The sequence below is a fragment of the Paenibacillus sp. TSA_86.1 genome (genome assembly GCF_052691815.1).
In genome coordinates, this window is sequence record NZ_JBQZGE010000026.1 from 25,638 (window position 1) to 40,022 (window position 14,385).

Annotated in this window: 13 protein-coding genes; 8 read left to right on the plus strand and 5 right to left on the minus strand. The window is 42.7% G+C overall.

Features of this window, described 5'->3' with window-relative positions; genetic code table 11:
- Nucleotides 1-118: 118 nt before the first annotated feature.
- Entirely contained in the window at nucleotides 119-478 is a 360-nt protein-coding gene (locus ACUTVW_RS26405) for a hypothetical protein (protein WP_445648444.1), read from the minus strand.
- Nucleotides 479-712: 234 nt separating this feature from the next.
- Between ACUTVW_RS26405 and ACUTVW_RS26410 the strand changes: the two genes are divergently transcribed.
- The 5 genes from ACUTVW_RS26410 to ACUTVW_RS26430 all read left to right on the plus strand — a co-directional run bounded on the left by ACUTVW_RS26410 (nucleotide 713) and on the right by ACUTVW_RS26430 (nucleotide 5,038).
- Complete coding sequence (locus ACUTVW_RS26410; protein ID WP_445648445.1) at nucleotides 713-1,426, plus strand: hypothetical protein; 714 nt, start codon at nucleotides 713-715, stop codon at nucleotides 1,424-1,426.
- Nucleotides 1,427-1,518: 92 nt separating this feature from the next.
- Nucleotides 1,519-1,908 (plus strand): GntR family transcriptional regulator, encoded by a 390-nt coding sequence (locus ACUTVW_RS26415; protein WP_090919013.1) that lies wholly within the window; start codon nucleotides 1,519-1,521, stop codon nucleotides 1,906-1,908.
- 12 nt (nucleotides 1,909-1,920) lie between these two features.
- The gene (locus tag ACUTVW_RS26420; protein ID WP_445648446.1) at nucleotides 1,921-2,823 is read left to right on the plus strand and encodes an ATP-binding cassette domain-containing protein; all 903 of its coding nucleotides are present in this window, start codon (nucleotides 1,921-1,923) and stop codon (nucleotides 2,821-2,823) included.
- 21 nt (nucleotides 2,824-2,844) lie between these two features.
- Nucleotides 2,845-3,747 (plus strand): ABC transporter ATP-binding protein, encoded by a 903-nt coding sequence (locus ACUTVW_RS26425; RefSeq protein WP_445648447.1) that lies wholly within the window; start codon nucleotides 2,845-2,847, stop codon nucleotides 3,745-3,747.
- Nucleotides 3,740-5,038: an ABC transporter permease gene (locus ACUTVW_RS26430; RefSeq protein ID WP_445648448.1), complete on the plus strand. Its 1,299-nt coding sequence runs from the start codon at nucleotides 3,740-3,742 to the stop codon at nucleotides 5,036-5,038. Before ACUTVW_RS26425 ends, ACUTVW_RS26430 begins: the two co-directional genes overlap by 8 nt.
- Before the next feature lie 136 nt (nucleotides 5,039-5,174).
- Here ACUTVW_RS26430 and ACUTVW_RS26435 read toward each other — a convergent pair whose 3' ends face one another.
- The 4 genes from ACUTVW_RS26435 to ACUTVW_RS26450 all read right to left on the minus strand — a co-directional run bounded on the left by ACUTVW_RS26435 (nucleotide 5,175) and on the right by ACUTVW_RS26450 (nucleotide 10,509).
- Entirely contained in the window at nucleotides 5,175-6,614 is a 1,440-nt protein-coding gene (locus ACUTVW_RS26435) for an MDR family MFS transporter (RefSeq protein ID WP_445648449.1), read from the minus strand.
- Between the two features lie 150 nt (nucleotides 6,615-6,764).
- Entirely contained in the window at nucleotides 6,765-7,235 is a 471-nt protein-coding gene (locus ACUTVW_RS26440; RefSeq protein WP_445648450.1) for a MarR family transcriptional regulator, read from the minus strand.
- 309 nt (nucleotides 7,236-7,544) lie between these two features.
- Nucleotides 7,545-9,251, minus strand: a complete 1,707-nt coding sequence (locus tag ACUTVW_RS26445) for a CocE/NonD family hydrolase (protein WP_445648451.1) — start codon at nucleotides 9,249-9,251, stop codon at nucleotides 7,545-7,547.
- 25 nt (nucleotides 9,252-9,276) lie between these two features.
- Entirely contained in the window at nucleotides 9,277-10,509 is a 1,233-nt protein-coding gene (locus ACUTVW_RS26450) for an MFS transporter (protein ID WP_445648452.1), read from the minus strand.
- Nucleotides 10,510-10,710: 201 nt separating this feature from the next.
- Here ACUTVW_RS26450 and ACUTVW_RS26455 point away from each other — a divergent pair, with 201 nt between their 5' ends.
- From ACUTVW_RS26455 to ACUTVW_RS26465, 3 genes are all read left to right on the plus strand, one after another.
- Complete coding sequence (locus ACUTVW_RS26455; protein WP_445648453.1) at nucleotides 10,711-11,460, plus strand: IclR family transcriptional regulator; 750 nt, start codon at nucleotides 10,711-10,713, stop codon at nucleotides 11,458-11,460.
- Nucleotides 11,461-11,601: 141 nt separating this feature from the next.
- Nucleotides 11,602-12,465 (plus strand): DUF421 domain-containing protein, encoded by an 864-nt coding sequence (locus ACUTVW_RS26460; RefSeq protein ID WP_445648454.1) that lies wholly within the window; start codon nucleotides 11,602-11,604, stop codon nucleotides 12,463-12,465.
- Nucleotides 12,466-12,665: 200 nt separating this feature from the next.
- Complete coding sequence (locus ACUTVW_RS26465; protein ID WP_445648455.1) at nucleotides 12,666-13,889, plus strand: TraB/GumN family protein; 1,224 nt, start codon at nucleotides 12,666-12,668, stop codon at nucleotides 13,887-13,889.
- Nucleotides 13,890-14,385: the final 496 nt, after the last annotated feature.

The following is a 14,385-nucleotide window of genomic DNA, read 5'->3' on the forward strand; positions in this document are numbered from 1 at the left end:
GAGCCTCTTCTGCTATCAGGTGACCGGAAAAGAAAAAGAGTAAAAAGAGCTGCACCCTTCTGTGATTTACTCACAGAGCTGGGTACAGCTCTTTTTAATAAGGTAGAACAGATGGCTGTTAATCCCCGCCACCGCCACTATCTCCACCTCCGCCATTATCCCCGCCGCTGTCGCTGCTTCCGTGATCACTTCCGGAATGATGATGAGACCCCGAAGAAGAATCCGTATCATGATGTTTGTGGCCATGGTGAGGTCGGTGGTCGTGAGTGTGCCTGTGATGAGAATCTGTTGAAGAGTCAGAAGTCATCATAGATGATGATGCTGCGGAATCAGACGAATGATGATGCTGTCCGGACTGTGTAGAATGCTTTTTGATCTCACTTTTGCTTTTAACCCGACCGGGCTCGCTTCGAATGATGAGCCAGATCATGGCAAGGATGAATATAAAAACAAGTACGGGCTCAATAAGCCAACCCATATAGGATCATTCCTCTCCTCTAAGATTGCTGTGTTTATTTTATCGCAGAAAAGGTGCTTTTTGCTATCTTGCTTTCCTGATTCAGGAAAAAAGAGGTTGACGGGACAAGTGATAGGTCTGTATACTGTGTATATTGATATATACAGTAATCACAGTGATCAAAACAAAAGCACAGTAAACCAGATAAACCAGATAAACCAGATGAAGGAAGACAGTTGAAAGGCAGGCATAGATATGGATGCATGGAAGCAAGCGTGGTGGCTAACCCGTAACGAGTATAGAAAGGATAAGCTGCAGTGGTTATGGTCTGCCATATTTATGATCTACACAGGCAGTATGAGCGGCGTGATGCTGATTGGGCAGCAACAGAGTAATTTTATTAACCCGGTAGTAGATGCGTTTTTTCTCATTATGCTCCCGTTCCTAGGATTTCTTTTCAGCAGACGTTCCTTCCGCTACATACAAGAAGATTCCTACACACAGTTGCTCGCCTTTTATCGAAGGCTCCCGATTCCGAATGAAACTGTGATGTGGTCGAGACTGCAGCAATCTCTGATTGCATTCGCATATAATGGTTTTTTCTTCTACGGATCATTATATGCAGTCAGATTACACACGGAAGGCTTCACATGGGATCAGTATTTAGCCTTTGCGCTGAGTTGCACGGGATATGGACTTCTAATTACAGGATTGTATATTTACGGAGAGTTTCTCTTCAGTGGTAAAAAATATTTGATGCTTAGCTTCATGTTCTTACCGATGGCTGTTGTGATATCTGTTCTGATCCGCCTCTCGGGTAATTATGGATTCTGGTATGTAATACACTACAGTAAACTGTGGGGCTTGTTATCTCCAATCATGTGGATTGCGGTGGTTGCAGGTTTGGCAGCATTATGGGGGTTCAGTCGAGTGACGTTGAAGAAGCTTGCCGTGAGAGATCTGAGTTAGAAGGCGGCAGAATTAGTGATAAAAAGAATAAAGGATGAAACCGGCACGTTCAGGCAAGTGAGTGAAGTGTACCGGAGGGCGAGGTGCAAGATGTGAAGATACCCATTCAAATAAATGAGAATAGCGCTGAACCTTTGTATCACCAGATTGAGAACCAATTAAGGTCGTTAATTATAACGGGTCAACTGGGGGAGGGGACACATTTGCCGTCCATTCGCGAATTTGCCGGAGCGCTGAATTGCAGTGTAATTACGGTTAGACGGGTCTATCAGGATCTGGAGAATGAAGGTCTGCTTCGTACGAAGCAGGGGACAGGAACATTTGTGGCCCAGGTTGAGGCGGGAGAACGAGAGAACTACAGGCTGAAGGCAGCGGAGGAAGCGATGCAAGCTGCGGTGCAGTCGGGCAAAGCTGTAGGGTGTACAGAAGAGGAAATGGAAGTTTTGTTCCGGGAAGCCCTGAGAGCGAATTATTCAAAGTAAGGAGGGAGAAGTATGGTAGAATCCATAGCCGTTCAATTAAATGGTGTATCCAAGATGCGTAAACGCAGGGTTATAGGTCCGATTGATCTGACGATTCCAGAAGGATACGTTGTTGCCATTCTGGGGCATAACGGCTCTGGCAAAAGCACATTGCTTAACATGTTGCAACAAATTGTACTACCGGATAGTGGTGAGATCATATGGTTTGGACAGGAGAAGCATTCGGGGATACTTCCGATTGAGCTGAGACAACAGATTGGCTTTGTGGCAGATAACAGTGGTATTGAAGAGAATCGGATGACGCCTCAGGAGGCAGCCGATTTCAGATCACATTGGTACCCAAGGTGGGATATGAAGCTGTTCAAACAGCTTATAACAGACATGGACGTGCCAAGTGATGTGAAGCTGACCAAGATGTCCAAGGGAGAACGGAGGAAGTTTGAAATAGCCGCAGCACTTGCTGCTCGGCCTAAACTGCTTCTTCTGGATGAACCTTCGTCCGGTCTTGATCCTTTTGCCTGGAAGGTGATGGTTGAACAGTTCCGCAATTATATGGAAGGTGGAGACACGACCATTCTTATTGCCACTCATATTGCAGATGAAGTGAAGCGGCTGGCAGATTACATCGTACTGATGCACCGCGGGCAGGTTCTGGGTATGGCGGAGAAAGACCTTGTGCTAGAGCAGTGGAAGGAGATCTGGTATGAAGGAAATTTGCGGCCCGAGAATATTCCTGGTGTAGTTGAATCTTTTCAGGAAGAGAATGGCCTGATCCGTGTGATTACAACCCGGGTGAGCGAAGCGCAGGAGAGGTTGGAGTTGTCCAATCATCAGGTGCTCAAAATCCGTAATTTGGAACTGGGAGAAGTGCTGGAATATTGGATTGCCGGGTATGCACCCGTACAGTGGAGATAAACCGAAGGGAGACGATTCTGAATGAACCGATTGGAATTAAAGCAAGTCGTCAAACAGTACGCAGACAAAACAGCTGTCAATGGAGTTACGCTTAATGTAAAAGAGGGCGAGATTTACGGATTACTTGGAGCCAACGGTGCTGGTAAAACAACAACGATGCGCATGGTGCTCGGTCTGATCCACCCGGATGGCGGTAACATTTTGTACAACGGCAAACCATACAACACAGAGCTACAAGAGATTATGGGGTATCTTCCGGAGGAACGGGGATTGTATCCCAAGGTAAAAGTTAGCGAACAGATTAATTACCTGGCACGCCTTCGCGGAATGAAAGCCAAGGATGCGGATGAGAGTCTGAAGTACTGGCTGAAGCGGTTCGAGGTGCCGGAGTATTATGATAAAAAAATTGAGGAATTATCCAAAGGAAACCAGCAGAAGATGGGTTTTATTGCCGCAGTTGTGCACAGACCTCAGATTCTGATCCTGGATGAAGCGTTTAGCGGACTGGATCCGGTTAACGTAGAGTTGCTCAAATCAACGGTTAAAGAATTGCGTGATGAAGGTACAGCCATTTTGTTCTCTACACACCGGATGGAACATGTCGAGGAGTTATGTCGTCAGATCACGATACTTCATCGTTCTAACACGGTAGTGCAAGGTGAGATTAAGGAGATTAAGAGCCGTTATCCGCGTGAACAAGTGTACCTCAGTACTCTTGGACAGGTAGAAGGACTTGAGCAGCTGGCAGGTGTGAAACGAGTGGAGCAAAACGAACGTGGATATCAGATCCATGTCAGTGAGGTTGCGGCAGCTCAGGAGATTTTGAAGACGGCGATGGCACAGACCACCGTGGAGCATTTTGAGATCAAGGAACCAACGCTTAACCAAATCTTTATTCGTGAGGTAGGTGAGTCGAATGAATAAAATGGGCACAATTACAGGTTTCACGTTCAAAAACAAAGTGAAAACGAAGTCGTTTATGGTTACTACTATCGTACTTGCACTTTTAATTTCGATTGGACTCAATGTTCCATATTTCATTACGTTATTCAATGGAGGGCCTATTGGAGGCGGAGCTTCCGGTAAAAATCCTGTAAACATCGGGCTCCTGACAACGGAACAGCAAGGTGTAGCACAGAAGCTGGAAGACTTCTCATCTGCTCAGGGCAATCAGGCATATCGTTTCATCATGAGTGGCGATAAGGATGAAGCCGCATTGAAACAAGATGCAAAAGCAGGCCTGATTGATGGTTATTTGAAACTTGAAACGGTGAGTGGGCAGGAGTTTCCGAAGCCTGTTTTATATTCAACAGATGATATTTCACCTCAGATCACTACGGCTATTGAATCTGCTCTGCAAAGTGTGAAGCTGGATGTTGTAGTCAAGGATGTGCTGACACCTGAACAGAAGGTGCTGATTACAACACCTGTGAAACTGACTGCAGAAAATCTAAGCACGGATGATGGAGAGGCTGGAGCTGCTTCGGAAAAATCAATGAGTCCGATTAACTATATCGTGGTGTACTTGTTAATCATCTTGCTGTTCACGTCTACGATGATGACAGGTAATATGATTGCTTCCGAGATCACGGCAGAGAAAAGCTCACGTATCATGGAGATTCTAATCACGAGTGTATCTCCACTTAGCCAAATGTTTGGTAAAATCATCGGTATCTTCATGGTGGGTATGTTGCAGATCGGAATCTTCGGCGCGGTTATCGCCGGCAATATCCTGTTGCCACACAATCGGGCAGTACTGAGTGATTTCAATTTGAGTGTTAACGATATTAATATCGCAGTGATTGTTTATGGACTGATCTTCTACATCCTGGGTTACTTCCTGTATGCGGTGCTGTTCGCAGCCGTTGGTTCTATGGTCAGCCGCACGGAAGAGCTGGGACAGGCGGTTCTGCCAATCACGATGCTGTCTCTGGTATCATTTTATATTGCAATCTTCAGCATCTCTGCACCGAATATTTTATTGCTCAAAGTTGCAAGCTTCATTCCGTTCACATCACCAACAGCGATTCTGGTACGGATTGGGGCAGGCGTTGCGCCAACCTGGGAGATTCTAACGTCTCTCGCCATTCTGGCTGTATCCATTCTGGTCTTCGGCTGGCTTGCAGCTAAAATCTATCGTACTGGCGTGCTGATGTACGGCAAACGCCCGACTTTTAAAGAGTTGTTCAAAGCGATGAAGGCGTACAAGATTTAATATTTCAAACCTTTGTAATATCAGGGATTGTATGTGTTGTGTTGGCCTGGATTCGTTTTAACGTTGGATGAAAGAAGAGACGCCACTCGGGAAGGGAGTGGCGTCTTTTTGTTATTTACAATCTTAGTTAGTGAATCTAGTTCAATTTTACGGCCGTAAGTATATCTTTTGCCTTCTTTTTATTCGTAAGAAACAGACCGGGGATGAAGATCAGTGCCAGAATGATCGTGGCTAAAAGAAAACCGATATGGTACGCCTGCAATTGATTTGCAATGGTTGGATGCAAGCCTTGTATAACTGTTGCAACAGCCGTCGCAATAATGGCTGATCCAAAGCTTGAACCGAGGTTTTCAATGATATTTATCCCAACACCCGCCTCTGGAAGCTGCTTGCTGCCCAGTCCATTGTATGCTTCGCTCATTAAGGGAAGACTAATACCCCCAATGCTGACACCACGAATAAATAAGATTACTGAAATCCAGATCATACTTGTATGATCTGTGATGAAGATAAAAGGAATGGATCCAATAAGGGAAAGAAAAAGACTGACGATCAGCACATATTTAGCACCAATGCTGTCGATCATTTTTCCAATGAAAGGCCGAGTGATCAGCATACCAACGCCTTGAGGAATGAGTGCAATTGCTGTTTCAATTGCTGTGAAGTGTCGAAAGGTTTGAAAGAACAGAGGGAGTATTAACATCGGCCCCATGATGGCGATATTTGCGAAGAATAGCCCGGCACTTGAGGCTGCAAAGTTCTTATGGGTAAACAAATTCATGGGCAGCACGGTTTGATTCATTTTAATACGATTATAGACGAGATAAATGAGAGCCGAAGCAATGCCAATCCCCATCCACAAGATGGTTTCCTGATTGTTGAAAGTGGCATAATCCGCTGCCTTGGTGATTCCGTATATTAAAGCTATACTCATAATGGATAAAACGATAATTCCGAATAGATCGAGCTTGCTCTCTTTGTTAAAAGGCTCGTAGTCTGGAATAACTCTGATCATGAGTGGTGCAGAAATCAATACAATGAACACGTTAATGAAGAAGATCCATGGCCAAGATGCGACTTGTACGATGAACCCTCCGAGGATAGGTCCCAAAATAGGACCAAAGATCATAGGAGTGCTTACGATTGCCATGACTCTACCTAAATACTCTTGTCCGGTTGTCTTAACCAAGAGGGTAAACATGAGGGTGGTAATGACTCCGGCACTAAATCCCTGAAGCAAACGGAAGGAAATAAAACTGAATATATCCCAGCTAACACCTATTAGAATAGAGATTATACCAAAAGCAATGACGGCTCCAATGAAGACCTTCTTGCCATTAAATTTGTTCATGAGCCAACCGGATACCGGAACTGCAATCGCAAGGGCTAAAATATATCCTGTAATGGCCCATTGAATGGTGCTTAATGTGGTATGAAAATCTTTTGTGAGTTGACTTACGGCAATATTCACCATTGTGGCATCCAACATAGGAGCGATTGCTCCAAGAGCAATGGCCCAAGCGGTGATAAGAATATGCTTAGGTATTCCTGTTCCTTTTACTTTGTTTGTACGCATATTAAACTCCTTTAATCAGTATTGTTTCCTTGTCAACTAAAGTTTACCTGTATTTAGTTTCCTTGTCAACAATAAAAAGAGGGTAAAAAAAAGCATCCGTTTCTCTATAGAGAAGGTTGCTCTTGGTTTTATTCTTAATTTATAGTTGCTTCACTTCATTATATCTAAACCTTGTTTCTTTATTTCAGTGTCCAAATGTTTACTGTACAGTTCAATGAAGTTCAGCATGTGATCGAATTGCTCTTCCGTTACATGATTGAATACCGATTCATCTCTTTCCTGAAACTCTTTATGCAGTTTCTCATGAATGTCAAATATGACTCTGCCTTGCTTGGTGAGTTTAAAAAAGACTTCTTTCTTGTTATTCGCTTTCTGATAGTCTTCGATCAGGCCTTTTTCAATGAGTTTCTTCGTTAATTTACTTATAGCTCCCTTGGTCATATACATAGACTCCGCCAGCTTGGTTACATTGGAATCTACATTTTTCTCTATAAATTCAATGCAATGGACTTCAGAAGGCTTGTATCCTTGAAGACTGCTTTCCATTTTCGATTTATTAATCCAGACCAACTTGTTAAATAAGTTCCTGAAATTCAGCATAGCCTGTTCTTGCTTATTCATGGTTAGTCACCTCATATGAGTAATAAGATAAAGTGAGACAGAACATAGAAGCACCATCTTACATAATAGTTCGAGAATTAGTATCACTGTGAACTGTTATCTCCTAAGATAAACTATAACCTTTTATAAGGTGAAATCAAATGATCGGATTCCGTGAGCCATAATTAGTGAATGTATCTTCAGAATTGCTGGGACATGTACTGAAATAGGTGCCACTCGGAAATAGAGTAGCACCTATTTATCTTTAATCAAAAGGATTAAAGCAAGTACAATTTGCTAGCTAGCCTGCAATTGATTTCAAAATACACACTAATTAGGGAATTCGATATAACTACAATAGTTAGAGCCTGTGTATAGGGTCTGAGTTGCAACTTTGTATTTGGATGTGGAAGCCCAAGGTTCGTTCACATTGGAATGTACATGATAAGCCGGAAAGTTAGAAGAAGATACTTCTGCCCTGATAAAAGAACCTTTTTGCAGCTCCCATGCCGTTGGCCACATCTCAATGATGACCTGAACAGGTTGGTTGGGCGTATAATCGACAGGTTGATCACTGTTATTCCGATACCTCAGAGAAGTGATGCCATCGACGATATTGAAACTTTGACCATCCGGAAATACCTCGCAGATTTTTACACTAAAAGCCGTATCCTCCGCATCTGTACTAACCTCTAAGCACACTTTAATACCACCCGTTATTTGTTTGTTCTCGTCCAGTACAGCAGAGTCAAACCTCACGACATCTTGGCGATAAGAAAAGTCAGGTTGGGCCAAACTACCATGCGGTGCACCCTTAAACGAAGGCATGATCCAAGCAAGCAAGGCACTTCCTCCGTGCGTAGGTACGGGAGAGGAAGGATCGTATAGATACTTCACTGTTGATGGTTGCGAATGCTTGTCGGTTAGTTGCTTTTCAGGATTATTGGAAAAGTACAAACGCCAGGTTGTATCCTGATCGGTTATAGACAGACGTTCTTCCCACCGAGAAGCTCCGATACGATAAAAGGAAATCGGGCTGAACGTGCCAGACTTCCCTTTTAGATGTATATCAAACCATTCCAAGGCAGCTTTTATTCGAAAAGTTCCCAGAAGGTTAGCATCAGGATACGTACGTTCACCTGGTGAATTCCCGACATGATCCCAGGGGCCGACTACAAATCTGCTTTTACGTTTTACATGATCTTGAAGCAGGTTATAGCCTTTGAAGGCTCCCTCCAGATGATGGTCAAACCATCCCTCTACCATATAGACCGGAATATTGATCTTGGAAGGAATATTTAACAGCTCTGCCCATATTCCTTCCTGCCAGTATTTTGATTCACGGCTCGACTCTGAAATATAGCTTTGGTAGAAGGGAAGGGTACGGCCCAAAAGTTTCTCGTCTACTTGGTTATGAGGCACCATGCGGAGAGAATCTTGATAGAGCTCGCCTGCATCGGTCGTCGTTTCGACTCCAGAATTCGCAAACGCCCAGGACGTATATATGTCATGCCGAAACATACCGTTCATATACATCTGTCCGTAGCGATCCACTCCAAAAAGATCTAGAAATACGGTTTTGACTTCTTTCGGTAAAGAATCAGCGATAATCCAGGTTGTAAATGAACAGTACGATTGGCCGAAGAGTGCAATGTTTCCATTTTGGAACGTTTGTTGGACTAGCCATTCCAATGTATCAATGCCATCTTCACGTTCATTCACAAAGGGAGACCACTCCCCTTCGGAAAGTCCTGTTCCTCTACAGGATTGAATAACTAGAACATAACCATGCCTGACGAATTGTGTATAGGTTGCTTCAAGCAAGTCTTGGTTATTGGGATAGGGATTACGTACGAGAATGCATGGCCAAGAATCACCTTGATTAGGCCGGTAAATCCTAGTATGAAGCTGAACGCCATCTCGCATCGAAACCATGGCTTCACTCATACCGTGGATTTCATATTTGCAAGGTGGGTTTTCCTGTTCAATCGTTTTAGTTAAACCTTCCCATTGGGGATTTACTTGGAATGATCTCATTTTTTTACACCTTCTAACGAATTTATTATGTGGTCATTCTTTTTCTGAATTGAATAGCAAATGCAAGGCAAAGGAAACCAATTGTATACGCTACCACGTTCAAAATCAATGAGGCTGAGTAGGAATGGGTTTGATCAAACATCGATCCATGTATATATACAGAAACAGCATTGGCAAATGCACCAAACATGAGAATAATAGAAAGGATTTGACTATAGTCTTTCGTTCCGAAAGATCCACGAATCAATAAAGGGATTGCAGTAAGTACGATGGCCTGTCCCATCCCGCTCAGAAATCCGGAACCATTCAAAAAGACTACATTGTTGAATACGCCCGTACTATACCATCCAGAAGCTCCAAGGAGCGTGAAAATAAGGAGGACAATGGCTGGTTTAACATGATCCAACATAAAGCCCATAAGCAGTTTACCAATGGCGGCTCCAATAAGCAGGGCGGACATCACACTTGCACCTACTTGTAAACTGAAGTTTAAGCTTTGAATAAGTGCCGGTACATGTTGTGCCAGAGAGCCAGCTGCCTGAAAACAAATAATGGCTATGATAAAACTGTAGAAAATAGGCGTGCGGGCTGCTTCTTTGATCGACAGGCCTTTCGCTTCCGCATTGTTGACTGCTTGATTGGATTCAGTTGCTGCATGGTTCGTTTCAGCACCATAAGGAAGCAAACCATTTTCAGGTTTGAACTTCATCAGCAGGGCAGTCGGTAAAAGTACGACAAGACAAATAATGCCTACGATGATATAAGTTGTTCTCCATCCGTGTTCAAGAATTAAATGACTGATTACAGGATTGAAGAACGAGCCTCCGACAGCAGTCAGCGCACCTGTAATTCCAAATAAAATCCCCAGCTTTTTCTCGAACCAGTTACCGAGCAAAATGGGTATGGAGATGACAATGGAGATACTCTGCACGACTCCCAAGACAACTTTGATCCCGTAGAAAGGAGTGACACTTTGAATGAAAGAACAAGCTATAAAACAAAGGCCGGTTATTCCGAAAGATAGACTGAGCAGCAGTTTGGTATTGACCTTTTTAAACACTGTACCAGCAAATAATAAAGAAACTGCACCGGCAATCCCGCCAAAAGTTGCATTGAGAGCGATTTCAGCACGCGTCAAATTTAAATCTGTGCTCATCCCACCCCAGAATAAACCAGCTGTATTGATCGTTAATCCGAAACCGACAAATGATATAATACAGCATCCTAAAAAAATGACCCAAGCATAATGAATTCTCATATTGTCCCCCCCTGATGTATGCACACCTGTATCATTCCACTATACGGAATGACATTCAACTTAATGAGTAGAATTGAATTATCATTCCGTATAATGGAATGGTGTTCTTGAATGTGGAATGGGTGTGTTGTATGATTGGAATATTAGCATACGCTTACATTATAATCAAGATAAAGATTAACGATGAAAGGTGCCTTATTAATGACCAATAAATCTAACGTAACTTTGAAAACATTAACCATTATGAAGGCTTTCATTGATGGACAAGCGGTATGGGGAGTCAATGATCTTGCACGATATCTAGAAAGCCCGCCAAGTTCCATACACCGTATTTTAAAGACATTAAAAGAAGAGAACATTTTACAGACTATCCCCGAAACGAATAAGTACACGATTGGGAATGAGTGGGTACGACTTTCATCATTTATTAGTGCTAATTTTGGATTGAAATCCGTAGCTGAACCTTACCTTAAGACCTTGTCGCATGAAGTGGGACAGTCCGTGTATTTGGCACAATATCAAGAGCAGTATCAGAAGCTATCATTCATATTAGGTATTCATAGTTCCAACATTCTTCAGTACCGCCTGGAGCTCGGAGTGCTTCAACCCATTCATATTGGAGCCAGCGGGAAAGCAATTTTAGCATTTTTAAAAGATGAGCAGATTAACGAAGTTTTGAAACAGGAAGGTGTGTCATTAAATGAGACAAAGCAAATTATAGTGGAGATCGAGAGGATCAGAAGTGAAGGATACTCTTATACGTTCAGCGAACGCAAAAATGAGTCGATCGGATTTGGTGCCCCTATTTTTGATGCCGTACATCAAGTAGTAGGAAGTATTATTTTCGCAATTCCGTTGAGTCTGTATAAAGAGGAAGAAAAGAGCATTATGATTGACAAAATCTTAGAGACCTCCAAAGAAATTTCATATCATCTTGGACAAGTAAAATAGAAAAAGTAGATGGTCTATCAGATTGCCAAGAAACTGAACATTCCAATGCATACAATCTGGCGTGCATGTTAATTATAACCTTTAATAATGAAGTTATGTCATCCGAGGAATATGGACTTCATTCGGAAAGGAGCATGCGACGTGCCTGATTGGTTAGAGGTTATTATACGAACGATTTCTGCGGTAACTATGCTGTTTCTCATTACGAAGATTTTAGGCAAGCGGCAGATTTCTGAACTCTCCTTGTTTGAATATATAACGGGTATCACGCTCGGGAACCTGGTAGGTTACATCTCTTTGGATACCGACACAAGCTGGTATTTGGGCTTTCTTGCTGTGTTGGTTTGGGTTTCTTTCTCAGCAGGTGCAGAGTATCTAACGATGAAAAGTAAAAAGTTTCGAGATATTGTGGACGGAAAATCAACGATCCTTGTGGAAAATGGAGCTGTGATTCAAAAAAATCTGAAAAAGGAACGGCTGACGATTGATGAGTTTCTGGAACAGCTTCGTAAGAAAGATGTTTTTCGGGTGGCCGATGTGGAATTTGCGGTAATGGAACAGAGCGGAGATATCAGTGTGTTATTAAAAAAGGAATATCAACCGCTCACCGCAGACATGCTGGGGTATCGTCTTTCTTCGGAAAAAGAACCGCGAACGATCATTATGGATGGTCGCATTCTACCTGAAACTTTAAAGGCTGCTGGAGTAAGTGAGGATTGGGTCAAAAAAGAACTGCGTAAACTAGACCTGACATTAAGCCAAGTTTCGATCGGTCAGGTGGATAGTAAAGGAGAACTGACCGTTCAGACCGGAACGGAGGCTTTGCCCAAACCAGCCAAATCAAATCCAAATGATCAGATCAAAGACCTTGTGCAACGATTGCAGGACGATTTAATTATGAGAAAACAACTTGCAGTGAATGACAAAGATCGTCTTAAATATCAGGAGGCGCTAGATCAATTTCAAACGGCAATGCATGCTTATCAAAAAACGAATCCGTCGTGAGAAGGTACATAACAAAACCATTTTAAACCCTGGCTAAAGCCGGGGCTTTTTTTATAAACTATATTAATCTATGAATATCTGGAAAATTTTCTGGAACGAGCTTCACATTAGAGCGTAATATAGAAGGTGAAAGTGATCTCGTTGATCTTTGTCTACATCAAAAGTGTAGAAATTAGAAGAAGAAGGGAAATTCATAATATATGAAGCAATGGAAAAACGTACTCTTATCTCTTACCGTCTCAATAGGATTACTCGCATCAGCAGTTCCGGCAATGGCTGCTCCGCAAGACACGGCTGTTAAAGTCGACAATAAAGCCGTTACATACACTGCGGGTGCACCAATTGTTGAAAAAGGAACGACTCTCGTTCCACTCCGTACAACGCTGGATGCACTTGATGCTAAACTGGCGGGTACAACCGATGACAGTATCACAGCAATCGTCAATGGCAAGACCATAACGCTGAAAAGCAAACTTGTTCGCATCAATGGTGTCACTTACGCGCCGATTCGTATCGTTGGCGATGCCGCAGGATATGAGGTTCGTTGGGATAAGGCTACAAGAACTGTACTGCTCGTATCCAAGGGCGACGGCACGGTCGAAACCGCTCAAAACGGTGGACGCGGCTTCATGTGGGAAGTGCAAAGCAACGGCAATACCGTATATCTGGTAGGATCGATGCATGTAGCAGACAAAAGTTTTTACCCATTGCGTCCTGAATTTGAAGAGGCGTTTGCTGAAGCTGACTATCTTGGTGTAGAAATAGATCTGAGTAAAGCGGCAGACGAAGAACAACAGAAGTTGGTGTTAAGTCTGGGTTCATATCAGGATGGTACAACTTTGAAGGATCATATTTCCAGTGAGACATACAGCAAGCTTGGTGATATTTTGAAGAAAAAGGGGTTAGAGCCTAATGCGCTGGATGCATTTAAGCCTTGGGTAGTGGAAACTACACTGGGAAGTCTGAAGATGTCATCAGCTGGACTGGAAGCGTCGTCCGGTGTAGATTTGTATTTTATTCAAAAAGCGATCGAGCGTAAAATCCCGGTGATTGAACTTGAATCCTACCAGTCTCAATTAGGAATGTTCGATAATTTCTCAAAAGAATTACAGGAAAAAACATTGCGTTCCACAATCGATAACTTCGATGTACTGGACAACTCCGCGAATCAGATGGCTGAGATGTGGAAAACGGGCAATGACAAGCAGCTGCTGGAGCTGACAAACACCTTCTCTACTGATGATGAATACAACAAAGCGATGCTGGTAGACCGAAATATCGGTATGGCGGACAAGATTGACGGTTATCTGAAAACGGGCAAAGGTGAAGAGTATTTCATCGTGGTTGGAGCAGCGCATTACCTGGGGGATCACGGGATTGTGAAACTGCTTGAGGATAAAGGATATAAGGTAGAGCGTAAGTAAGGTGAGCAGTAAATAAGTTATCTTTTCTGTACGATTCATAATCTAAGCCGTTTCTTTCGTAAAAGAAACGGATATAGAAGACCCTTTAGATGTTTCTGAGTCTAAAAGGGTCTCTTTCCTATTATATATAGTATGTCTATTCTACGAGAATGGGATATTTACAGTTAGTAGGATAGAGAGGGTAATGTTAAGCTATTCTAAAATTTTATTCTTTCAGGTGGAGGATAAATATGGATGATTAATTTTAATAAATAATGCTTTACAAGGGGGAGTCATACATGATATATTATTATTCCGGCCAAGAAAACACAGTTTATACGGTGCGACAAGCGAATGAAAACAAGCTTCGAAAGAAACTTGAAAAAAGTGCTTGCAAGGTTGGTTCGGACATGATAATATATAAGAGTTGCTGAAACAAACTGGTTTTGGTAGCGGAATAAGTTTGATCTTTGAAAACTGAACAACGAGTGAGTAAACATTCTGCTTGCAGAATGAA